Raw genomic sequence first — 24,361 nt, 5'->3', positions numbered from 1 at the left:
AACTTCGTTATTCCGACCTCATTTTGTCATAAGCTTCGTTGTACTGCCCTGCTTCCTTAATATCTACAGATGTAATACCGCCCGCATCCCATGACGTGAGACGCAGCGTAACCGTTGTATAGTCAATCGTAATAAAAGGATGATGATTGAACGCTTCCGAGATCGCAGCGACCTCATCCACAAATGCAATCCCTTTCATGTAGTTGGAGAACACAAATTTGCGTACAATCCACCGTCCCTCTTCCAGTTCCCAGCCTTCCAGCCTTCCCAGATGAGCTTCGACTTCCTCTTGCGAAAAAACCATGCGTTATCTTCCTCCCCATAGGATGGTACATTACAGACGTGCGTCCGTATAACCACCAACACCTTCGGCGCTATCGTCAGCAACCTCAAAGGCCAGGCTCATCGCCATGTGATCAGCCCATTTCACGAGTAACATCTTACCACGGACAAGCTTCAAAATCCAATCAACTTATATGGCGTAGAACCACTAACCATAAGGATTTATGGAAAATTCCAGTTCCATTCATACACCTTAAAATGCATGTATATACACTAGATTAAAGGTACAAATGTTAACTCTTCTTCCCCGATCAGAATATGAATGCGGTGCTGTTCCTTATCATGGATGACCACGCCACTTCCAACCGGAATCACAGACTCTTCGCCCAGTGCATAGAACAAATCTTCCGCCAACGCCTCATCCACTTCAAGTTGCTCAGGTGCAGCAAGTCTCTCCCACTCTTCCGCGTCCATTTCAAAGAAAACATACCGATCCGGTATGCGTCCAATTGCCGTTGTCAGATCTGTCAAAATTCCTTCATAATCCCGTCCATGCTTTACGCCCATTGGCTTTTCACTCCTATTCGGCCCCTAAGGAGCGGATTTGATCTTATTATACCTGAAAATAGCCCTTAAAAAAAAAGGCCTTCTGGTCGATAAATACTATATATGACCGTTTGAACTGTTTTAGCAACCGCAAGGAATGCCTAACATTGAACGGATTGCGGCCAAAAATTCGTCCGGAAGCCCGAATACAGCCGCTTGAAAGGATTCAATTTTATCTCATGGATGAGGTGTATGATGAACATTTCAACGATTATTGGACTAGTTTTTGGGCTGGTCTCCCTTGTACTCGGTATGTTCCTGAAGGGTGCGCCCTTAATCAACCTGGTTAACAATCCGGCAGCCTACGTTATTATCTTTGTTGGTACGGCAGGAACCATTTTTATTGCATTTCCTATGTCAGAAGTTAAGAAAATCCCTAAGCTTTTCGCGATTATTTTCAAAAATCAAGTACTTATTGATCGAGTGTCTCTGATCGGCACGTTTATGGATTGGGCTTCCACTACCCGTCGTGAAGGTTTGCTTGCACTGGAATCAAAAGTAGAAGAGATTGACGATCAGTTCCTTCGTGGCGGTATGCGTATGATTATCGACGGCAACGATCAGGAATTTGTAAGTGATGTACTGATGGAAGATATTCATGCTACAGAGGAGCGCCACCGCGGCGGTGCCTTGATCTTCGCCCAGGCGGGGATGTACGCGCCAACGCTCGGGGTTCTCGGGGCCGTTGTAGGCCTCATCGCAGCACTTGCCGATCTCAGTGACATGGAGAAACTCTCCCATGCGATTGCGGCAGCATTTATCGCAACACTCCTTGGTATATTTAGTGGTTACGTGTTATGGCACCCGATGTCTAACAAACTGAAGCGGATGTCCAAGCAAGAAATGGAGATCAAGCTGATGATGGTTGAAGGGTTGTTATCCATACAATCTGGTGTATCCACCATTGCCATCAATCAAAAGTTATCCGTATTCCTGACACCTTCCGAACGCAAACAACTGGAAGAGAAGGAGGGATCATCAGGTGAAAAAGGCTAAAAAGCACGAACCACATGAAGAACATATAGACGAGAGCTGGTTGCTTCCCTATTCTGACTTGATGACCTTGTTGCTTGCCCTGTTTATCACGTTGTTCTCCATGAGTTCACTCGATGCGGCCAAGTTCGAGCAGATGGCTTCCGCACTAAGTAGTGCATTGAATGGAGGCTCTGGTATTCTGGATCATACGTCCATGAATCCGGATACGCCAGGTGTTGACTTGGGTAAGAACAAACAGGAACCTACAGAAATCACTAAAAAAACACCAGCTCAGATTACGGATGCACAAATGGCTCAAAAAGAGCAGGAAGATCTGGAGAAGCTCAAGAAACGGCTTGACCAGTATATCTCGAAGAACGGCCTTTCGGACCAGCTGAACACCAAGCTGAATCAGTCTGAATTGAAAATCACCATCAGTGATAACGCCCTGTTCTCCTCAGGCCGAGCAGATGTGAAGCCTGAATCACGATCCCTGGCCAAAGCCATTTCAAGCATGCTGCAAGAATTTCCTGAATACGAAGTGGTTGTATCCGGTCATACCGATAATATTCCCATTTCGAACAACCAATATAAGGATAACTGGGATCTGAGTGCAGACCGTGCGCTTAACTTCCTGAAAATCCTGTTGCTGAACACACAATTGGACCCTTCCAAATTCACACCAAGTGGTTATGGAGAGTATCACCCGGTTGCCAGTAATGACACCAATGCCGGACGGGCACAGAATCGCCGTGTGGAGGTTTCTATCATTCGGAAGTATCAAAGTAACAATACCAATGTAAAAGCCGTTGGCGGAGGAAATTAAAAGCCACTAGGCCGCCAATGACCAAAAAGACCGTTCTCCATCTAACGATAGGGAGCGGTCTTTTGCTTTTATATTTTCTTCAATAATTATTGCTCTTATTGGGTCGAAGAAAGTCGAATCGACTATTCCAGTGAATAGTCCAGCAGACCGCCCAGCTCCGCTTTTTCAGCAGCGGTGAGCTCTCTCCAAGAACCGGTTGCCATTTCTCCAAGATGGATGTTCATGATCCGAATCCGCTTCAGCTTACGAACCTCGTAGCCAAAGGCACTACACATCCGCCGAATTTGACGGTTCTTTCCTTCGGTCAGGATAATACGGAATACCCGATCCGTCATCCGGGTCACGGTACAAGGCAGTGTCATTTCACCCAAAATCTTAACTCCGGTGCTCATACCTCTAAGGAAACTCGGCGTGACCGTTCGATCAACAGTGACGATATACTCTTTCTCATGGCGTCCTTCTGCTCTAAGAATCCGGTTAACGATATCTCCGTCATTGGTCATCAGAATCAAACCTTCCGAGTCTTTATCCAGACGTCCAATTGGAAAGATACGTTCATCGTGTCCGACAAAATCAACAATGTTCCCCTGAATATGCTGCTCAGTAGTACTTGTGATTCCAATCGGTTTATTCAGCGCAATATATACATGTTTTCTCTTTTCATTGATCGGTTTGCCATTAATTCGTACATCGTCGCCTTCTTCTGCCTGACTGCCCAGCTCAGCCTTAACTCCATTAATGGTTACCAGCCCACGATCCACCAACTTGTCAGCTTCACGCCGCGAGCAATAACCTGTTTCACTAATAAATTTATTAATACGCAAAAGGTAATCTCACCTCATCTATTTCTCTTCATCTGTAATTGGTTCATCCGTTACCTGATCTGCCTCAATAACCTCCGGTTGTTGCTCGGATGCAGGCAGTTCAATAATAACCGTTGTTCCCTTGTTCATGACGCTTTTAATATCCATCATGCCCTTATGTGATTGAATAATTCGCTGACTGACCATCAGACCAAGCCCTGTCCCGGACTCCTTATTCGTAAAGAAAGGCTCCCCAAGCTTGGGCATCATCTCTTCCGGGATACCAATGCCTTCATCCCTGATCTCAATTCTGACGCGTTTTGACTGCTCGTCATGTTTGAGCTTGATGTGGATGTTTCCTCCATTTGGCATGGCCTCCATACCGTTTTTCAGCAAATTGATGAATACCTGCTTCAACTGGTTCTCTTCACAGTGTACCATAGCCGAATCGGATGAGGCACGCAGTACAAATTCTACACCATGCAGGTGCGCCTGACTATCCAGTAAAGAGATGACATCGCCGAGAATAAAACGAATATCCCGATTCTGAAAATGAACCGCCTGCGGTTTGGCCAAAATCAGGAATTCACCAACAATCAGGTTGATGCGATCCAGCTCCGATAACATCAGATCCAGATGACGATGATTCAGCTTGTTGCTCTCTTGCTGTAACTGTAGGAATCCGCGCAGCGTGGTGAGTGGATTACGTATTTCATGCGCGACACCTGCCGCAAGCTGGCCCACGGTTGTTAGCTTCTCAGAGCGTCTGAGCAGCTCTTCCATCCGATTACGGCTCGTAATGTCTCTGGAGACACTAATGAGTGCGGTAATCTCCCCAGCTTCATCTCGTACTGGAGCCGTACTGACACTGACTTCTACACGAGTCCCATCTTTCTTCATCCAGGTGGTTTCATTGGACGTAATAGACATTCCCTCAACGAGTTGGGCATGCTGACGTTTCATTTCTTCCTCTGCCTCTGGCGGGATGATTTTCAGATTACGACCTTCCACCTCGCGACTTCGAAAGCCATATAATTGTTCAAATGCCCGGTTAACCCGCAGCACTTTCCCTTCAAGATCCGTAATATGAATGGCATCGGCTGTCTGATTGATAATGGACTCCAGATGCTCTTTTACCGCGCGATTTTCTTCATACATCTGTTTCAGACGACTCGTATAATGGCCCAGATTACGAATCATGGCATTAATCCGATTGGCCAGTTGGCCGAGTTCATCCTTCCTCCGTACTTTCAGACGGAAGTCAAAGTGTCCATCCGCTACATCATTCACTTTGCCCAGTATGGATTGGATCGGACGCGTAATATAACCTGCGAGCAGATAGCTACCAAAGATCACGATCTCCAGCAACACCAACGATATTGAGGCATGGCTCACCAGTTGCTCAGACACCATGGAGGATATTTGCTTATAGTCCATGACAATACTGATGACATATGAAGACTGATTAGGTGTGAAAATAGGGATAAAACTCTTCAGCACCTTCTGTTCGTGCGTTTCACTGACAAAAGATACATTCTGCCCTGTCCGAATGGCGCGGACAACAGCACGATGATCTTCATCAGTAGATCCATACTGATACGTGCCAAACCGAATAGGTCTGTTATTCAACTTGCTAAAATTCGAATCTCTTCCGTCATCACCCATGTTCGGGCTGCCAAAAGTCAATGGATTGATGCCTGTAATCTCCAGAATGGAGGGATTGACCTCACGGATTTTATTCAAAATCTCATCCGGACTAGAGATTTTCACATAGTCATCAACTTCCGTATTATTATAGAAGGGATTGATTATGTAGTTTCTCTTTCCATCATGGTAGTAACCCCAGATATCAATATCCGAGGGACTGGATGTCGAATACTCGAAACCATCGGACCAGAAATGCTCCAGCTTCTGCCCTTGAGGAATCGTTACCTGTTGTTTTTCAAATAATTGTTTAAACGCCTGATACCAATAGGTCATGGATTTGGTGGACAGCCCGATCTCTCTTGGATCTGATGAACGGCTAACCACAATATCATCATCCGTCTGTTCCATCAATGAAATATGCGAAACGCCGACCTTTTGACTCAAGCGAACAAGTTCTTCATTTGTGATATTATTAATATCCGGGTCCAACTCTTCCGCTGCCATGACAGCAGCAAGCCACAGATTGTTTCCAATCTGCCTTTTTACATAATCTGAACTGTATTGATTCTGTTCGACAGCAATTGCAATCTGCTTTGCAGTGAGTACCATCTTGGTTTCACTGTCCTGCCTCAGATTCTCTTCTGTAGTATAATAACTCAGTGCGATATTCAACACTAAAATAACGAGCACTGAGCAGGACATAATCATGGATAATTTCGTTTTAATAGACAAGTTTTTTTGTTCACCTCTCGGCTTGTACCCTCTGGCGATATATGGCAAAACCTATCTCCATCATAACGCTTGTATGTCTTTTTGAAAAGGATAATTGACCTGTGACCAAAAGTTACCGAATGACGGAAAAGCTCGAAATTCGTTGTTTTTTGCATTTTTGAACTCTACAATGAAATTAATCACTGTATTTGTCCACATACCCACAGGCTTGTGGATAGTTTGTTTATAACTATGTGAGCAACTATACGGTTATCCACATTTCTATACACAACATGTTAACAACCCGAATGCCTGTTCGCTGAATAAATGCTTTTTGGAAGGAGTTATATTGTAATGAATGACCATTCTCTCCAGCCCGACCTTTCACAATTATCCGAGGAAGCTCAACATGAGCATTGGATGCGGGAGGCCATTGCTGAGGCATACAAAGCCGAGGCCCTTGGGGAAGTGCCGATTGGAGCTGTAATTGTACAAAATAACCAAATTGTTGGCCGAGGGTACAATTTGCGAGAAACGACACTGGATTCTACCGCCCATGCAGAGATGGTGGCTATTCGTCAGGCAAGCGAGACCATCGGAGCTTGGCGCTTGTTGGATTGTTCTCTGTACGTCACACTGGAACCTTGTCCCATGTGTGCAGGCGCCATTGTACAATCCAGGGTTCCCCGCGTAATCTTTGGTACGGCTGATCCCAAGGCAGGCTGTGCAGGTACACTGATGAACCTGCTACAGGAGCCTCGATTTAACCATCGAACCGAAGTGATCCCGGATATTCTTCAGCCCGAATGCTCCACGATGCTAACTCAATTTTTCAGAAGTCTGCGTCAAAAGTTAAAATAATTACCGACTACAAACATCCCAATTGGAAAGGAAGTGTGCTGTAATGGCGTTAACCCTCTATGATACAGCCAATGGCATAAGCCTTCGGTTGCTCACACCCCAAGATACACAATCCTATCTGGATCTGATTCAGATCACACGAATCCCATACCAGTCCGTAGAACCCTTGCGAGAAGATGATTTCTATACATTGGATGCTCAGACTCGACGAATCGAGGATCGGGTCAATGCAGCAGAAGAAGGTACAGGTTACCAATTTGGAATCTACACCATTAAAGACAGCCTGTTGATTGGACAAGTAAGTCTTAACAATGTCGTATTAGGCGTTGCCAATTATGCTGATATGGGTTACTTTATCCATCCGGATTATCAGGGCGGCGGACGAATGACAGCAGCGGTTAAACTGGCCGTAGCCTATGGCTTCCGTGCGCTGAAGTTAAATCGGGTCCAGGCTGCGGTATTGCCTACCAACAAAGGTTCGCAGCGCGTATTGGAGAAGAACGGGTTCCAGTTTGAAGGTACGGCTCGCAAATACCTCAAGATCAACGGCAAATATCAGGATCATCAGATCTATGCTGTACTTGCTGAAGACTTGGATGAACTTGCGGATTAACTAATATAGAAGCTCCACCACATAGCTGTCTGCATCCCCAATTCAACATGATGCACATTCAATCTTTAAAACCGTGCTACCCTATTTATGTAGGAGAGAGTGCGGTTTTATTGGTATGTAACCTTAGCCACCATTCAAAAATACAAGATCAATCATTCGGAGGATATCCCCTCTTAACGCTATGTAACATAAAAAACCGCCTGTATCCAAGCGGAAGGAGATGATCCTTCACTTGAATCACAGACGGTTTGAACTCAGCGAGATTAGTATCCGTATGAAGCGTTCATCAGTTCTTCGAACTCTTGCATAGTAATTACGTCATCGCCCGTAGGGATGTTGATTTTGAATGCTGCTTTTTCGTTAATCTTGGTGTACGTATTGGAACCGGTAAATGCCAGTTTCACTTCGTCTTTCGTATCTTCTGGCTTGATCAACACATCAGCGACCATCTTCTGATATACAGGGAAGTCGTTTTTGTCCAATGCGAAATCGATGTTGAATTGGTTAATTGTCAGAACATCTTTCAATTTATCCAAGTCTTTAGCCATTTCAGCCTGATCTGCTTCAGTGATTTTCAAATCTTCTTTAGCTTTGTCGATATCAGCCTGATCCATTTGCAGCATTTCACGATATTCCTCTTTGGACAGAATATCCAACACTTTAGGCATAGCTTTTGTTACCAGTACAGTAACGGCTTCTTTAACATTGTCATTATTCACCGAGAATTGTACAACTTGCTTCGCATCTACACCTTCAGGAAGTTGTGCATCTTTGGTGTCCAGGTTTTTGAAGAATTTAGCTTGATCGTATTCGCTCAGCACTGCGTCCATGACTTCGTTGCTCAGCTTTTGAGTTTTGGCTGCGTCCATAGCATCCGGGTTCCACTCCGTACCCTCTTGCTCAGCCAGTTCTTTCAGATCAAGTTCCAGGAATTTGCCAACAACGTTCTCCGGAATCGGGAAGAAAGGAATATTCGGCACTTTCACATAGAGCTTCTCAGCCGTCATCACCATTGGAATGGTAAAGGTCATACCCATATCGCCTTTAAGTTCAATGCCAAGAGTCATCTCTGTCTGCATTGGCTCACTTTGGTATACACCTGTTACATTCAACTGAGCATCCTTCAACATGCTCATAAACTGAGTCATGCTCGGATCCGTTTGAGATGCATCCCCAGGTTTATAGCTCAATTCATTAATAGTGAAGTTGGAACTCATTTCATACGAAGTTAATTTGGAAGCATTGGCCGCAGCCGTCTTCAATGCCTCTTTTGGTTCCTGCTTGCTGCTACATGCTGTCAAGGCCATGGATACGGTCAACAGCAACGTAAGAAGAAGCGCCCCCATACGTTTAGTCATTTGTTTCTCTCCTCTCGTGATAACCCCAAAAAAAGTAATTCAATATCAATGATATACCATATCACCAGATACTGAAACCTAATTTGGGAAAAATGTGATCTTTCCTCTTTAAAATGGCTACAAAGACCTACGTGAGGTTTGGAAATAACCATGTGCCTGTCTTTGTATATGTATGAATACGCAAAAGCCCCCTGTTAGGTAACAAGGGACTTTTGAGTAAATCTTCTTTTAAGTTAACCTTGGGGATTCAAATGATCCACATGATTTTGATTTTTTACTTTTTTGGAACCGGATAATGGCTCCTGCATGGAAGAACGTTTGGATGAATGATGATGCTGTTCGGCAGCTTGCGCTTCCGGTACAGGAATTGTTTTCGGTTTGCTCATAATGTTACCCCCTCATCAATGTTAGGAATGGGATGGGTCCCTATCTTCCGTTTTATCATGATTTAGTGCATCCTGATGACGGCGATCATTGATATCTTGCTGAATTTGCTGGGCATGGTGACTGTTTACGGCTGGCTGCTCCAGATCATCAACTACATTTTGCAGGTTTTTGTCTACTCCCGCTTTGGCTTTAGTCAAATGTGTTCACTCCTTGAGGTTTCAAACTATTGTCGCGTCTGGGATTGTAACGACTGAGCACATTCGTGAATGTGCCTTGTATAATCGTGGGCCAGTTCCTGAATTGGCTCTGTACGCTCATCTGTCGTTCGTCCATCCCGTTCCACATCAATCAGTTGGACACTGACTTCACGGGAATCCACATACTCACATTTGAAATCAAAAGAATACATCTCATGACCTGCTGTCGCAATGTGTATCCGAATGGCCTGCTGATCGGCCTCATCCGCCATTACTTGAGCCTGATCACCCACATTCAAGACTTGAGGCAAACGCTCTTGCCAAGCCCCTACAAGCTCTGTCTGATCGATGTTTAACTCGCGATTCATCTTACCACCTCCACTCCTATAAAGTGCGGCGATGAAGATGTTTTTATACATATCAGACGTACTCAAAATATAATTTTGTACTGAGCGACGTATACAGGGGTCACCACCCCGTACCATCACTCCGTTAAACAATCGCATAACGCAAAAAAGGACCCGAGCGAGATCGCTCGAATCCTTGTTATAAGTGTAGTATGGCGGAGAGGGTGGGATTCGAACCCACGTGGAGTTGCCCCCTAACGGTTTTCAAGACCGCCCCGTTATGACCGCTTCGGTACCTCTCCAGGGAATTAACTTTTATAAACTTGCCACGAAAAGTATCATACCATATCTCGACAACATAATGCAACCTTTTTTATATTAAAATTTATGATTCATATCAGACAAATGCCCTTTTAATACAAAACACTCCAACCCGTCATTCAAAATGACGGATTGAAGTTGTATTCCTCTTGATAAGGATGGTTAACTTTCGCTTAAGAGCGACGTACAATCACACTTGTGCCGCCCATATAGGGACGCAATGCTTCAGGAATAACAACCGTACCATCTTCCTGTTGATAGTTCTCCAGGATAGCGGCAACCGTCCGTCCAACGGCCAATCCTGACCCGTTCAATGTATGCACAAATTCCGGTTTGGCTTTTGGCTCTCTGCGGAAACGGATATTGGCACGGCGTGCCTGGAAGTCCTCACAGTTGGAGCAGGAGGAAATCTCACGATAGGTGTTGCTCTCAGGTAACCATACTTCAATATCATACGTTTTAGCTGAAGTGAAGCCCATATCTGCGGTACACAGTGTCAGAACGCGATACGGCAATCCCAATAATTGAAGCACACGCTCCGCATTTTGAGTCATTTGCTCCAACTCTTCATACGAAGTCTCCGGTGTAGAGAGCTTGAGCAGCTCTACTTTGTTAAACTGATGCTGACGAATTAATCCGCGTGTATCCCGTCCTGCCGAACCGGCTTCAGAACGGAAACATGAGCTGTATGCCACAAAGTGCTTCGGCAATTGATCTACATTCAGAATCTCTTCGCGATGATAGTTCGTTACCGGAACTTCAGCAGTAGGGATCAGATAATATTCGGTATCTTTCAACTTGAACAGATCTTCTTCAAACTTAGGCAGTTGACCTGTTCCAAACAAGCTATCCCGATTAACGATGTATGGAGGCAGAATCTCTTCATATCCATGTTGATCGCTGTGCAGATCCATCATAAAGTTAATCAATGCACGTTCCAGACGGGCACCCAGCCCTTTATAAAAGGTAAACCGAGATCCTGTTACTTTGGCAGCTGCTTCAAAATCAAGGATATCGAGATCTTGAGCAATTTCCCAGTGGGCTTTTGGCGCAAAAGTAAATGATTTTGGCTCTTCCCAACGACGAATCTCAACATTGTCGTCTTCAGAAGCTCCAACAGGTACACTTTCGTTAGGAATATTCGGAATCGCCATGGTGAGATCATTGATCTTCACTTCCAGTTCCCGAACTTCTTCGTCCATGGCTTTGATTCGATCAGAGACTTCGCGCATCTCCACAATCAGATCATCTGCATTTTCACGATTCTTCTTCAGTCTAGCAACTTCCGCAGAGACCGTATTCCGACGGCTCTTGAGCGTCTCACTCTCTTGAAGCAATTCCCGCCGTTTGGTATCCATCTCGGTAAATCCAGCGATAAGATCCAACGATTTGCCACGTTTAGTCAATGCTTCCTCTACACGTGCATACTCATTCCGCAATATTTTCACATCAAGCACGATATACCCCTCCTAAATAACCCCACGAAGTGAAGCCTTATGTTAAATCGATTCTCAAAAATCTACTGTGTATACCTTACTATATACTTATCGGAATCTGTAACCACAAAAACAACCTATGCTCCCGGTGCGACCCTCCGCTGCGATTCCCGCTATGAAGCAGATACAGGCAACATCAGGCATCCGTTCAGATGCAACTGCCAATCAGCGGCCTTACAAGGCTGCTGGGGAAGTGATCCGATGACCGGGAGATCATAGGTTGTACATCATACACTATTTAGGGTCTACCGCGTGTTTGTAGGACTTGGCCATGTCTACAAAATAAGCATGCAGACGATAGTCATCCGTTAACTCCGGATGATACGAGCAAGCCAGCAAATGTCCCTGACGAGCTGTAACAATCTCATCATTGTAAGTAGAGAGTACCTCTACCTGCTCTCCAACACGCTCAATCAAGGGAGCCCGGATAAACACAGCTCTCACCGTTTCCTCGATGCCTTTGACCGGCAAGTCTGTTTCAAAACTTTCTCTCTGCCGTCCAAATGCATTTCGGGATACAGTCATATCCATTAACTCCAAATGGGCCTCTTCCTGTCCCGTGATGTGCTTAGCCATAACGATTAAGCCTGCACAGGTACCAAATACCGGTTTACCGTCAGCAGCAAACGCTCGAATGGCATCCATAAACCCATATTTACGCATCAGTTTGCCAATCGTTGTACTTTCCCCGCCAGGAAGGATAAGACCATCCAGATCATGCAATTGCTGAACCTGTTTGATAGCAACACCTTCTGCTCCAGCGCGTTCAATACTCCGTATATGCTCTGTGACAGCCCCTTGAAGCGCTAATACGCCGATCTTCATTTGCACATTCCCCTTCTCATACCAGCCGCGATCTTGCATACGCTCGGAAGGTGCAAGTTTGGATATCTCTATGCCCTTCATTGGTGCTCCAAGATACTTGGACACTTCGGCCCGTAATGTATGTGTCGTTCATTACCTTATATAGAGCAGTTAACCCACTCCACCAGGTAAAAAAACCTTGGAATTTTCCGCCTCATTATACGTGAATTCTAACTTGATATTTTACCGGAAAAATTGTAAATATACAATCCATCCGGTCGAATAACTTGTATTTTGGCAATGATATAACCACATATCATCCAATTCACGATCATACTCTTTTACAAGAAGTATCCTATAAACTAGAACAGGTTTTTGATCCCGTCAAAGAGATCGACGAAGAAATCTTTAACAGCTCGGAAGAACAAACGGAACCATCCGCCTTTATCAGCCTCTTCCGCTGTGATCAAGTTCACTGTTTTTTCCTGAGGCTCAATTCCATCTGCTTTGTACGTATACGTTACTGTACCAACCTTCGTACCTGCCTTGATTGGTGCTACCAGCTTGTCAGCCTCAGTTACGTTGGCTTTGAACGTCACATCCAGGTTCTGAGTACCTTTGGGTACAACGAAACTTACCGCATTATCTGTTACGACAGGAACAGTTGTTTCTTTACCTTTTTTCAAAGGTACAGCTTCCCAGCCCGTCACTTTGGTTTTGCCTGCGACAGCCTGCTTCACTTCAAAGTTGTTAAATCCAAAGTCCAATACCTTTTTAGTTTCTCTGAAACGTGCGGATTCCGAATCTGTGCCCATAACAACACTAATTAGACGCATACCGTTACGTTCGGCTGTACCTGTAAAGTTATTACCTGCGTTCGTGGTATGGCCTGTTTTCATTCCATCCAGACCTTCATAGGCATAGCTTTTGAAATTGGTTATATTTTTATTCGCTTCCAGCATCCAGTTATAATTGATAATTGGGGCTTTATCATTGGGACGGAACTTATAGGATTGAATGGTTGTAAAATCTTTGTAGTCTGGGTGATCCATGATGATATATCTGCATAGAATTGCAGCATCCAGTGCGGACATGACTGTTTCCTTGTCTTCAGCTGGGCGGAAATCGGCAGGCATATCTGCTCGATCGAGACCGGATGAGTTGATGAAGAACGTATCCTTCATGCCCATACGCTTCGCTTCATCATTCATCATTTTCACGAAAGCTTCTTCCGAACCTGCAACATGTTCAGCCAAAGCGACCGTAGCATCATTAGCAGACCCAACAGCCATAGCAATATAGAGATCCTTAACTGTGTGTTGGTCCCCTTCAGCAAGGAAAATACGTGATCCGACACTTTGTGCAGCATTCTTTTTAACAGTTACAATATCGTCCCAGCCGAGTTTACCTTGTTTAACTTGTTCAGCGACAATGTACTCTGTCATCATTTTGGTCATGCTGGCAGGTGGCATAGCTTTATCCGCATCGACATTGAGCAAAATCTGACCCGTTGATGCCTCCATGAGAACGGCTGACCTAACCTCAAGCCCCAATGAGTCTACCCCAGGTACCTGTACAGCTTTCTCCGTCTTCGTTGTTGTTGCTGCAGCAGTCAGGACCTGCCCGGAGTCGTTCGCAGCAGCCATGACTGGCATTACTGCAGACATGCAAAGCATGTTAATTAGCATTACCGAGGCTACGCTCTTTTTGAGCATTTGGCGTTTCTTCTTATTCATGTGTTTGGCTTTCAATGATGAATACTCCCTTCGATCCAAAGCATTGTTAATTGCTTCAGTGCAGCTTATGCTGCGATTTTCTTGTTCCCTAACCTGCATGTTTGATGTGTGAGATGTGTGCTATATGCGCTGTATCGAACGAGCAATATTATTGCTCCTAAAGTTCGTTATCGATTGTCACTTAGTCCGCATTTTGCGAATGCTTATGTAAAAGGACGTCCGCGCTTCTGTTTGGCTGGCAGCCTTTTCTTGCACTGCATTTGCTTTTCGAAACCATATTCATAGATTCACGTCAAATAGCCGCCGCAACGCCTTAATCCATCCATGGATCGTCACCGCTTGTTCTATTCTATCACAGGGGTATCTGCAAAAAAAGACAGACCCGGTGAAAATCACCGAGCCTGTCCTGGAAATGATTAACTCTCTTCCGATTACAACGAGTAGTTAGGTGCTTCTTTTGTAATCTGTACATCATGTGGATGACTTTCACGCAGGCCTGCACCTGTAATACGAATAAAACCAGTATCGTTCCGAAGCTGCTCCAGGTTGCTTGTACCGCAGTAACCCATACCGGAACGCAGACCACCAATCAGTTGGTGAATCGTATCAGACAATGGACCTTTGTAAGCGACGCGACCCTCAATTCCTTCTGGAACCAGTTTCTTGTCATCATCTTGGAAATAACGATCTTTACTACCTTGTTTCATCGCAGCCATTGAACCCATACCGCGATAAACTTTGTAGCTACGTCCTTGGAAAATTTCAGTTTCCCCCGGGCTTTCCGCTGTACCGGCAAACAAACTTCCCAACATAACCGCGTGTGCACCTGCAGCCAGTGCCTTCGTAATTTCACCAGAATATTTAATTCCGCCGTCCGCAATAATCGGAACTCCATATTCACGTGCCACTGTTGCACAATCGTACACTGCCGTTACTTGAGGTACACCAATACCAGCAATTACACGTGTTGTACAAATCGACCCTGGACCAATACCCACTTTGACTACCGAAGCCCCTGCTTCAATCAGGTCACGAGTAGCTTCACCAGTAGCCACGTTACCTGCAACGATGGTCAGGGTAGGGAAGCGTTCGCGAAGCTGACGTACTGCTTCAATGATATTAATGTGGTGTCCGTGAGCCGAGTCTACCGTAATCAAGTCGACACCAGCTTGTACCAAAGCATCCGCACGTTCAAAGGTGTCCTTGGAGATACCAATCGCTGCACCAACCAACAGACGACCTTGAGCATCTTTGGCTGCATGAGGGAATTGAATGGCTTTCTCAATATCTTTAATAGTGATAAGACCTTTCAACGTGTTCGTCTCATCAACTAATGGAAGTTTCTCAATCTTATGTTTCTGAAGGATACCTTCAGCTTCTTGCAATGTAGTACCTACAGGAGCGGTAACCAGATTCTCACGAGTCATAACTTCGCTGATTTTGATACCGTAATCATGGATAAAACGCAAATCACGGTTGGTCAAAATACCAACCAGCTTCTGATCTCCTTCAATAATGGGTACGCCGGAGATCCGATATTTCGCCATAACTTCTTCAGCATCAGATACCAGATGATCTGCTGTGAGTGAGAATGGATTCGTAATTACACCACTCTCTGAACGTTTAACCCGATCTACTTCTTCAGCCTGTTGTTCAACAGACATATTTTTATGAATGATACCGATACCGCCTTCACGTGCAATGGCAATAGCCAAAGTCGCTTCAGTTACCGTATCCATTCCTGCACTAATCAAAGGAATATTTAACTTCACAGTGTCGCTTAAACGAATAGATACATCTACTTCTTTAGGCAGTGTCTCGGATTTCCGTGGCACTAGCAATACATCATCAAAGGTGAGGCCTTCCTTACCAAATTTATCTTCCCACACGCAAGTGTTCCTCCTTATGGTTGCTCAGCTTTACGGTCCAAAACCCGAAGATTCCAGGCTGTATTTTACGCCGAAAATACGTTTTCTGAAAAATTTATTATTGCCATCTTAGCAAAGCGATATTTAGACTGTCAAGGAAAAGTACTTGGTTATATTAGGTGTATTGCCTGATGAATACAACTGTTTTTCTCGTGCGGACAAGTTAAAAAAATATAACCTATAAATGTCTGCACAAATCAACCGACGTTTATTTCTATTGAGCCATTTAGGATACAAAGTTTCCGTTTTCAGGCTTTTTTTATACCTCAAGTACTCATTTGTATATAAATAAAAACCACCACCGAATAACATCGGCAGTGGTTCTTTGCTTGGCGGCGTCCTACTCTCCCAGGACCCTGCGGTCCAAGTACCATCGGCGCTAGAGGGCTTAACGGTCGTGTTCGGGATGGGTACGTGTGGAACCCCTCCGCCATCGCCACCAAACGCGGTGCTTACATTTCAGAGTTGTTGTTCTCTGAAAACTAGATTCGAAACGAAACATGCGAACTATCACTTGCTATTGGATAAGCCCTCGACCGATTAGTACTGGTCAGCTCCATGCATTGCTGCACTTCCACCCCCAGCCTATCTACCTCGTCGTCTTCAAGGGGTCTTACATACTGGGAAATCTCATCTTGAGGGGGGCTTCACGCTTAGATGCTTTCAGCGTTTATCCCGTCCGTACATAGCTACCCAGCGGTGCTCCTGGCGGAACAACTGGTACACCAGCGGTACGTCCATCCCGGTCCTCTCGTACTAAGGACAGCTCCTCTCAAATTTCCTACGCCCACGACAGATAGGGACCGAACTGTCTCACGACGTTCTGAACCCAGCTCGCGTACCGCTTTAATGGGCGAACAGCCCAACCCTTGGGACCTACTTCAGCCCCAGGATGCGATGAGCCGACATCGAGGTGCCAAACCTCCCCGTCGATGTGGACTCTTGGGGGAGATAAGCCTGTTATCCCCAGGGTAGCTTTTATCCGTTGAGCGATGGCCCTTCCATGCGGTACCACCGGATCACTAAGCCCGACTTTCGTCCCTGCTCGACTTGTAGGTCTCGCAGTCAAGCTCCCTTATGCCTTTGCACTCTTCGAATGATTTCCAACCATTCTGAGGGAACCTTTGGGCGCCTCCGTTACTCTTTAGGAGGCGACCGCCCCAGTCAAACTGCCCACCTGACACTGTCCCCGCACCGGATTACGGTACCAGGTTAGAACCTAGATACGATCAGGGTGGTATCCCAACGTTGCCTCCACGCAAGCTGGCGCTCACGCTTCAAAGGCTCCCACCTATCCTGTACAGATCGTACCCAAATTCAATATCAAGCTGCAGTAAAGCTCCATGGGGTCTTTCCGTCTTGTCGCGGGTAACCTGCATCTTCACAGGTATTAAAATTTCACCGGATCTCTCGTTGAGACAGCGCCCAAGTCGTTACGCCATTCGTGCGGGTCAGAATTTACCTGACAAGGAATTTCGCTACCTTAGGACCGTTATAGTTACGGCCGCCGTTTACTGGGGCTTCGGTTCACAGCTTCGGATTACTCCTAACCACTCCCCTTAACCTTCCAGCACCGGGCAGGCGTCAGCCCGTATACTTCGCCTTACGGCTTCGCACAGACCTGTGTTTTTGCTAAACAGTCGCTTGGGCCTTTTCACTGCGGCCCCCTCGTGCTATTCACACTACCGGGGCACCCCTTCTCCCGAAGTTACGGGGTCATTTTGCCGAGTTCCTTAACGAGAGTTCTTCCGCGCGCCTTAGAATACTCTTCTCGCCTACCTGTGTCGGTTTGCGGTACGGGCACCTTCACCTGGCTAGAGGCTTTTCTTGGCAGTGTGAGATCATGACCTTCGCTACTACAATTTTCGCTCCCCATCACAGCTCAGCCTTAATGATGTGCGGATTTGCCTACACATCAGCCTCACTGCTTAGACGGACATCCATCAGTCCGCGTCACTACCCTACTGCGTCCCCCCATTGCTCATAACGGCTTACGGTGGTACAGGAATTTCGACCTGTTGTCCTTCGACTACGCCTTTCGGCCTCGCCTTAGGTCCCGACTTACCCTGAGCGGACGAGCCTTCCTCAGGAACCCTTAGGCTTTCGGCGGATCAGATTCTCACTGATCTTTTCGTTACTCATACCGGCATTCTCACTTGTATAATGTCCAGCGCTCCTTACGGTACACCTTCAACCCTTATACAACGCTCCCCTACCCCTGATGCAAAGCATCAAGCCATAGCTTCGGTGGTGTGTTTAGCCCCGTTACATTTTCGGCGCAGAGTCACTCGACCAGTGAGCTATTACGCACTCTTTCAATGGTGGCTGCTTCTAAGCCAACATCCTGGTTGTCTGTGCAACTCCACATCCTTTCCCACTTAACACACACTTGGGGACCTTAGCTGATGGTCTGGGCTGTTTCCCTTTTGACAATGGATCTTAGCACTCACTGTCTGACTCCCGGAAGTAAGTCTATGGCATTCGGAGTTTGACTGAGCTTGGTAACCCTTGCGGGCCCCGCACCCAATCAGTGCTCTACCTCCACGACTCTGTTTTCCGAGGCTAGCCCTAAAGCTATTTCGGGGAGAACCAGCTATCTCCGAGTTCGATTGGAATTTCTCCGCTACCCCCACCTCATCCCCGCACTTTTCAACGTGCGTGGGTTCGGGCCTCCAGTGCGTGTTACCGCACCTTCACCCTGGACAGGGGTAGATCACCCGGTTTCGGGTCTACGTCCACGTACTATGTCGCCCTATTCAGACTCGCTTTCGCTGCGGCTCCGGCTCTTCACCTTAACCTTGCACGGGAACGTAACTCGCCGGTTCATTCTACAAAAGGCACGCCATCACCCCTAAAACGGGCTCTGACTTTTTGTAAGCACACGGTTTCAGGTTCTATTTCACTCCCCTTCCGGGGTGCTTTTCACCTTTCCCTCACGGTACTGCTTCACTATCGGTCGCTAGGAAGTATTTAGCCTTGGCAGATGGTCCTGCCGGATTCATACGGGGTTTCACGTGCCCCGCACTACTCGGGATCCGTCTCGGAGGGAACAGACTTTCAATTACAGGGCTTTTACCTTCTTTGGCGGGCCTTTCCAGACCTCTTCGCTTAACCGGTTCCTTTGTAACTCCATGTGAGACGTCCCACAACCCCAAAGAGCAAGCTCTCTGGTTTGGGCTTCTCCGCGTTCGCTCGCCGCTACTGACGGAATCACTATTGTTTTCTCTTCCTCAGGGTACTTAGATGTTTCAGTTCCCCTGGTATGCCTCTACATAACCTATGTATTCAGTTATGAGTAACTGGAAATTACCCCAGCTGGGTTTCCCCATTCGGACACCCCCGGATCAAAGCTTGCTTACAGCTCCCCGAGGCAGTTTCGTTGTTCGCCACGTCCTTCATCGGCTCCTAGCGCCTAGGCATCCTCCGTGTGCTCTTAGTAGCTTAACCATTGCGCTCGTGTTCGAGCTGTCGCTCCGCTTGGTTTGCTTGCGCAAATCCAAAAGTCGCTCCATTTCGATCACTCGCTCCAGCAATCTACCGTTTTTATTGAAACTTGTTTACACAAGTTCAGCTAAAAAGGAATGTTCTAATTCGCATTTACTTTCGTTTCGATATCTAGTTTTCAAAGAACAAGCTCCATGCAAAAGCAAGCTGTTTGAGAGTTTGAGCTCTCAAAACTGAGCAACGAGTGAGTAGTTTGCAGCTAAGCTGCGTATTTGAATGTTTCCACTCGGGAAACGATTCTCCATAGAAAGGAGGTGATCCAGCCGCACCTTCCGATACGGCTACCTTGTTACGACTTCACCCCAATCATCTATCCCACCTTCGGCGGCTGGCTCCTTGCGGTTACCCCACCGACTTCGGGTGTTATAAACTCTCGTGGTGTGACGGGCGGTGTGTACAAGACCCGGGAACGTATTCACCGCGGCATGCTGATCCGCGATTACTAGCAATTCCGACTTCATGCAGGCGAGTTGCAGCCTGCAATCCGAACTGAGACCGGCTTTTTAGGATTCGTTCCACCTCGCGGCTTCACAGCCCGTTGTACCGGCCATTGTAGTACGTGTGTAGCCCAGGTCATAAGGGGCATGATGATTTGACGTCATCCCCACCTTCCTCCGGTTTGTCACCGGCAGTCACCTTAGAGTGCCCACCCGAAGTGCTGGCAACTAAGATCAAGGGTTGCGCTCGTTGCGGGACTTAACCCAACATCTCACGACACGAGCTGACGACAACCATGCACCACCTGTCTCCTCTGTCCCGAAGGAAAGATACATCTCTGCATCGATCAGAGGGATGTCAAGACCTGGTAAGGTTCTTCGCGTTGCTTCGAATTAAACCACATACTCCACTGCTTGTGCGGGTCCCCGTCAATTCCTTTGAGTTTCAGTCTTGCGACCGTACTCCCCAGGCGGAGTGCTTAATGTGTTAACTTCGGCACCAAGGGTATCGAAACCCCTAACACCTAGCACTCATCGTTTACGGCGTGGACTACCAGGGTATCTAATCCTGTTTGCTCCCCACGCTTTCGCGCCTCAGCGTCAGTTACAGCCCAGAGAGTCGCCTTCGCCACTGGTGTTCCTCCACATATCTACGCATTTCACCGCTACACGTGGAATTCCACTCTCCTCTTCTGCACTCAAGTCACCCAGTTTCCAGTGCGATCCGGGGTTGAGCCCCGGGATTAAACACCAGACTTAAATGACCGCCTGCGCGCGCTTTACGCCCAATAATTCCGGACAACGCTTGCCCCCTACGTATTACCGCGGCTGCTGGCACGTAGTTAGCCGGGGCTTTCTTCTCAGGTACCGTCACCTTGAGAGCAGTTACTCTCCCAAGCGTTCTTCCCTGGCAACAGAGCTTTACGATCCGAAAACCTTCATCACTCACGCGGCATTGCTCCGTCAGGCTTTCGCCCATTGCGGAAGATTCCCTACTGCTGCCTCCCGTAGGAGTCTGGGCCGTGTCTCAGTCCCAGTGTGGCCGATCACCCTCTCAGGTCGGCTACGCATCGTCGCCTTGGTGAGCCGTTACCCCACCAACTAGCTAATGCGCCGCAGGCCCATCCCCAAGTGACAGATTGCTCCGTCTTTCCAGTTTCCTTCAGGCGAAGAAAACAACTATTCGGTATTAGCTACCGTTTCCGGTAGTTGTCCCAAACTTGAGGGCAGGTTGCCTACGTGTTACTCACCCGTCCGCCGCTAAGCATCAAAGAAGCAAGCTTCTTATCAACTCCGCTCGACTTGCATGTATTAGGCATGCCGCCAGCGTTCGTCCTGAGCCAGGATCAAACTCTCCAATAAAGTATTGAAAAGAGCGATAAGCTCATTTTGAATCTGACGAGATTAAAAATCTCAATTGTGCTCCAGTCGATCCAAGCCAAGGCTTGTTTCAACTTTCGCGTTCATTCTGCAAGCAGAATGTTTACTCACTCGTTGTTCAGTTTTCAAAGATCAAACTTGTTCCGTTACCGAATGTCGTTCTCTTCAGCAACTTTTATATCTTATCACATCCGAACCAACTTTGCAAGCTCTTTTTTTAAGTTTCTTTCGAAGCTTATTTGATTTGCTTGCCGAACCGTGTAAACCGTGTTTTCTTGGCCGGAATTAGAATATAACATGTACAGATTTTGATTGCAAGTCTTTTTTTCAAATTTTATAGTTACCGAAATGATACGTCCTAAACGAATATAGAGTGCCCTCCCAATGTAGCAGATTCTTATGCGCGTTCCACTTGATTTTATTGTTTAACATTCCTAGCAGGAACTTTTCTTGGCCATAAACTATAGCTAAAGCTTATTATAAAATCGATTCCGATTATGATTCCCCACATTTTAATCAGATTATAGAAGACGGCTGTACGTTCAGCATCCCCAATCCACCATATCATGGCGAATAGAAATGCACTACCTATTGCCCAAGCCAAAAGATGTCTAAACCATCCATTACGCTCATGACGTGCATGCTCCCTTCCATATAACTTGTTGCTACGAGGATTCTCTCCGCCTTTGAACCAATACAGGAAATATCGATCCGCCCAAGCGATCATCTGATGACCATAGGCGATACTTACTCCGATATACACCGCAGCAATACCATGAATCATGCTCGCTGTAGCTCCACGCTGAAGATCTATCACAGTGGCCACCAGCAACAACAGATCCACTATTGGTGTAGCCATCAACAAACCAATGCCTAACCTTTTCATGCCAAGAAGATACCTGACACTTAGACCCGCAAACACAAACACCCAAAAGGCAATCTCACATCCTATAATGAAATAACCAATCATCTGTTAGCCCCCTTTTTTTATAATACGATTGTATTAAATATAATTTAGCACATTTGTATCATAATAATCAACAATGATATAATGTTCATATGCCTAAAATTGTTGATCATGATAAACAGCGTGTGCTCGTGGCCGAAGCAGCTTGGCGTATTATACGAAGAGATGGTATGGAACAAGCCTCTGTTCGGAATATCGCTGAAGAAGCAGGAATTTCGGTTGGTTCGATGCGTCACTACTTTTCTACACAGTCAGAACTATTACTATATGCCATGAATCTGGTATCCGAGCGGGTATCCAATCGAATCCAACACATGTCCTTCACCGGATCTCCCAAGGATAATATGAAATGTTTATTACTCGAGTTATTACCAAACACAGATGAAAAACTGGCCGAAATGGAGGTGTGGTACGCTTTTACAGCCAGATCCAAAACCGATGCTACGCTCAAAGAACTTGCCGATACAGTGTATGATGCACTCAGACAAGCTGTAGGCTATGTTATCACTCACCTGATCGAACATGATCTCACGAGACCAGATCTTGATATTAAACTTGAGATCGAGAGATTGTATGCACTCGTGGATGGCTTGGGTATCCATACGGTGCTTAGACCCGATCAGATGAATGCCAAACTCATGGATGATATCCTTGGTGTGCATCTTGCCTCCTTATGCCGTTAAACCAAAAAAAACCGCAGCACATTCGTTATGACCAAGCCCTGTTACGATAACGGGAGTTAGTTCTGAATGTCTGGCGGTTTTTCTTTTTATCCGATAATGATCCGGCCCTCCGGATGACGATACAGTTTCTTCTCTTTGCGCGGACGAAGAGCATACGCGATGGTTAATGGCCCAATACGACCTACAAACATGGTAACGGTAATAATGATTTTTCCCCAATTGGTCAACTCATCCGTCACTCCGACAGAAAGACCCACGGTACCAATAGCCGATGCAGCTTCAAACATCAGTGAAAGGAATGGCGCATCCTCTGTCGTAAGCAGAAGCATCACCACGATCATGAATATGATCAGTGAAACCATAATAATGGTCAGCGCCCTCATCAGTAATTCCTTCGGCACACGCTGGCGAAAAAACACAATATCCTTGTCTCCCCGAATCATGGCATACACTGCACCAATCATAATCAGGAATGTAGTTGTCTTGATCCCGCCCCCGGTCGATCCCGGGGAAGCCCCGATAAACATCAGCAGAATGAAGAAAAATTGGGTAGCCTGCCTCATCTCCGTGATATCGATTGTACTTGTTCCCGACGAACGTGTAGAGACCGACTGAAAGAAGGATGCATAGATCTTCTCGCTCCAGGTGAGTGAAGCCAGTGTATGTCCATTGGTAAATTCGAAAACAAACAACACAATTGCTCCTATACCAATCAGCGCTCCCGACACAGACAGCACCAGTTTCGACTGTAGGGATAGACGACGGCGTTTGCGATACTCAAACAGATCATTTAATACCACAAAACCTAGTCCACCAGAGATAACGAGCACGGATGCAATCAGGTTGAATATCCAGTCTCCAGTGTAATATTGAAAGCTGTTGCCTAACAGATCAAATCCCCCATTATTAAACAATGAAACGGAATGAAATATTCCATAGTATATAGCCTGAACCAATGGCATCTCTGTTGCCCAGCGCATCGCCAGTATGACAGCTGCCACCCCTTCAATGGTAAAAGAGAAGATCAACACCTTGCGGATAATGCGTACAATCCCTTCCATACTGTCTGCATTAATGGCTTCTTTGAGCAGTAGCCTGTCCTTGAGTGAGATTCGTCTGCCCAATACAAGTGCAAAAAGGGTAGCTATGGTCATGAAACCGAGTCCACCAAGTTGCATTAATACCATAATGACGAGCTGACCAAACAGATTAAAGGTCGTCCCTACATCCACGACGACAAGTCCTGTCACACATGCGGCAGAGGTTGATGTAAAGAGCGCGTCAATAAACGCCAAATGCTCACCACTTTGGTTAGAGATTGGCAACATGAGAAGCACTGTTCCAATCGCAATGATAAGCAGAAAACCACCGACCAGGATTAACGGGGGAGATAAAAATTTGGCAAAGTGAAGCCTGAACTTCATGAAGGGCACCTCTTTTAACAAAATACGAACAAGTTAGTCTAACTTGAATCCACGACGCAGTTCCACCA

General features: G+C 46.3%; 20 protein-coding genes, 1 tRNA gene and 3 rRNA genes. 5 read left to right on the top strand and 19 right to left on the bottom strand.

The window, feature by feature from the left end; all coding sequences use genetic code 11:
• Positions 1-7: 7 nt before the first annotated feature.
• The 3 genes from NLBNIHML_RS17920 to NLBNIHML_RS17910 all read right to left on the bottom strand — a co-directional run bounded on the left by NLBNIHML_RS17920 (position 8) and on the right by NLBNIHML_RS17910 (position 849).
• Positions 8-304, bottom strand: coding sequence for a 4a-hydroxytetrahydrobiopterin dehydratase (locus tag NLBNIHML_RS17920; RefSeq protein WP_062838136.1), 297 nt, complete (start codon positions 302-304; stop codon positions 8-10).
• 30 nt (positions 305-334) lie between these two features.
• Entirely contained in the window at positions 335-460 is a 126-nt protein-coding gene (locus tag NLBNIHML_RS17915) for a hypothetical protein (RefSeq protein WP_494352445.1), read from the bottom strand.
• Between the two features lie 95 nt (positions 461-555).
• Positions 556-849, bottom strand: a complete 294-nt coding sequence (locus NLBNIHML_RS17910; protein ID WP_253428962.1) for a hypothetical protein — start codon at positions 847-849, stop codon at positions 556-558.
• A gap of 234 nt (positions 850-1,083) precedes the next feature.
• On the opposite strand from NLBNIHML_RS17910, the gene motA reads away from it, so the two are divergent.
• Together motA and motB are read left to right on the top strand one after the other, a co-directional pair.
• Positions 1,084-1,884 (top strand): flagellar motor stator protein MotA, encoded by an 801-nt coding sequence (gene motA / locus NLBNIHML_RS17905; RefSeq protein ID WP_339242860.1) that lies wholly within the window; start codon positions 1,084-1,086, stop codon positions 1,882-1,884.
• Positions 1,871-2,689, top strand: a complete 819-nt coding sequence (motB, locus tag NLBNIHML_RS17900; RefSeq protein ID WP_339238967.1) for a flagellar motor protein MotB — start codon at positions 1,871-1,873, stop codon at positions 2,687-2,689. Before motA ends, motB begins: the two co-directional genes overlap by 14 nt.
• A gap of 122 nt (positions 2,690-2,811) precedes the next feature.
• Here motB and NLBNIHML_RS17895 read toward each other — a convergent pair whose 3' ends face one another.
• Positions 2,812-3,513 (bottom strand): pseudouridine synthase, encoded by a 702-nt coding sequence (locus tag NLBNIHML_RS17895; RefSeq protein ID WP_339238966.1) that lies wholly within the window; start codon positions 3,511-3,513, stop codon positions 2,812-2,814.
• A gap of 18 nt (positions 3,514-3,531) precedes the next feature.
• Entirely contained in the window at positions 3,532-5,871 is a 2,340-nt protein-coding gene (locus NLBNIHML_RS17890) for an ATP-binding protein (RefSeq protein WP_339258198.1), read from the bottom strand.
• A 333-nt stretch (positions 5,872-6,204) separates the two neighbouring features.
• Between NLBNIHML_RS17890 and tadA the strand changes: the two genes are divergently transcribed.
• Together tadA and NLBNIHML_RS17880 are read left to right on the top strand one after the other, a co-directional pair.
• Positions 6,205-6,711, top strand: a complete 507-nt coding sequence (tadA, locus tag NLBNIHML_RS17885) for a tRNA adenosine(34) deaminase TadA (RefSeq protein WP_339238963.1) — start codon at positions 6,205-6,207, stop codon at positions 6,709-6,711.
• 43 nt (positions 6,712-6,754) lie between these two features.
• Positions 6,755-7,324 carry a GNAT family N-acetyltransferase gene (locus NLBNIHML_RS17880; protein ID WP_339258196.1) on the top strand — a complete coding sequence of 190 codons (570 nt, stop codon included), beginning with the start codon at positions 6,755-6,757 and terminating at the stop codon, positions 7,322-7,324.
• A gap of 263 nt (positions 7,325-7,587) precedes the next feature.
• Here NLBNIHML_RS17880 and NLBNIHML_RS17875 read toward each other — a convergent pair whose 3' ends face one another.
• From NLBNIHML_RS17875 to NLBNIHML_RS17815, 13 genes are all read right to left on the bottom strand, one after another.
• Complete coding sequence (locus NLBNIHML_RS17875) at positions 7,588-8,682, bottom strand: hypothetical protein (protein ID WP_339258194.1); 1,095 nt, start codon at positions 8,680-8,682, stop codon at positions 7,588-7,590.
• A 233-nt stretch (positions 8,683-8,915) separates the two neighbouring features.
• Positions 8,916-9,068 (bottom strand): small acid-soluble spore protein P, encoded by a 153-nt coding sequence (locus NLBNIHML_RS17870; protein ID WP_253428949.1) that lies wholly within the window; start codon positions 9,066-9,068, stop codon positions 8,916-8,918.
• 21 nt (positions 9,069-9,089) lie between these two features.
• Entirely contained in the window at positions 9,090-9,266 is a 177-nt protein-coding gene (locus NLBNIHML_RS17865; RefSeq protein WP_017691325.1) for a hypothetical protein, read from the bottom strand.
• A gap of 26 nt (positions 9,267-9,292) precedes the next feature.
• Positions 9,293-9,634, bottom strand: a complete 342-nt coding sequence (locus NLBNIHML_RS17860; protein WP_253428947.1) for a hypothetical protein — start codon at positions 9,632-9,634, stop codon at positions 9,293-9,295.
• A 192-nt stretch (positions 9,635-9,826) separates the two neighbouring features.
• Positions 9,827-9,915, bottom strand: a tRNA-Ser gene (locus NLBNIHML_RS17855).
• 192 nt (positions 9,916-10,107) lie between these two features.
• Complete coding sequence (serS, locus tag NLBNIHML_RS17850; protein ID WP_494352444.1) at positions 10,108-11,391, bottom strand: serine--tRNA ligase; 1,284 nt, start codon at positions 11,389-11,391, stop codon at positions 10,108-10,110.
• Between the two features lie 273 nt (positions 11,392-11,664).
• Positions 11,665-12,255 carry a pyridoxal 5'-phosphate synthase glutaminase subunit PdxT gene (gene pdxT / locus NLBNIHML_RS17845; RefSeq protein WP_494354724.1) on the bottom strand — a complete coding sequence of 197 codons (591 nt, stop codon included), beginning with the start codon at positions 12,253-12,255 and terminating at the stop codon, positions 11,665-11,667.
• Positions 12,256-12,596: 341 nt separating this feature from the next.
• Positions 12,597-13,985: a D-alanyl-D-alanine carboxypeptidase family protein gene (locus tag NLBNIHML_RS17840; RefSeq protein WP_339238959.1), complete on the bottom strand. Its 1,389-nt coding sequence runs from the start codon at positions 13,983-13,985 to the stop codon at positions 12,597-12,599.
• A gap of 416 nt (positions 13,986-14,401) precedes the next feature.
• Complete coding sequence (gene guaB / locus NLBNIHML_RS17835) at positions 14,402-15,859, bottom strand: IMP dehydrogenase (protein ID WP_339304942.1); 1,458 nt, start codon at positions 15,857-15,859, stop codon at positions 14,402-14,404.
• A 366-nt stretch (positions 15,860-16,225) separates the two neighbouring features.
• Positions 16,226-16,342 (bottom strand): 5S ribosomal RNA (rrf, locus tag NLBNIHML_RS17830).
• Positions 16,343-16,418: 76 nt separating this feature from the next.
• Positions 16,419-19,345, bottom strand: a 23S ribosomal RNA gene (locus NLBNIHML_RS17825).
• Positions 19,346-19,649: 304 nt separating this feature from the next.
• Positions 19,650-21,201, bottom strand: a 16S ribosomal RNA gene (locus tag NLBNIHML_RS17820).
• The 16S, 23S and 5S rRNA genes sit together here, the layout of an rRNA operon.
• Positions 21,202-21,637: 436 nt before the next feature.
• Positions 21,638-22,189, bottom strand: coding sequence for a hypothetical protein (locus NLBNIHML_RS17815; RefSeq protein WP_342571541.1), 552 nt, complete (start codon positions 22,187-22,189; stop codon positions 21,638-21,640).
• Positions 22,190-22,278: 89 nt separating this feature from the next.
• Here NLBNIHML_RS17815 and NLBNIHML_RS17810 point away from each other — a divergent pair, with 89 nt between their 5' ends.
• Complete coding sequence (locus NLBNIHML_RS17810; RefSeq protein WP_494352443.1) at positions 22,279-22,869, top strand: TetR/AcrR family transcriptional regulator; 591 nt, start codon at positions 22,279-22,281, stop codon at positions 22,867-22,869.
• Between the two features lie 86 nt (positions 22,870-22,955).
• Here the strand turns inward: NLBNIHML_RS17810 and NLBNIHML_RS17805 are convergent, their stop codons facing one another.
• Positions 22,956-24,293 carry a TrkH family potassium uptake protein gene (locus NLBNIHML_RS17805; protein ID WP_339258186.1) on the bottom strand — a complete coding sequence of 446 codons (1,338 nt, stop codon included), beginning with the start codon at positions 24,291-24,293 and terminating at the stop codon, positions 22,956-22,958.
• Between the last annotated feature and the right edge of the window lie 68 nt (positions 24,294-24,361).

The organism is Paenibacillus sp. JNU01 (assembly GCF_059130585.1).
This window is presented reverse-complemented; position numbering and strand designations above follow the sequence as displayed.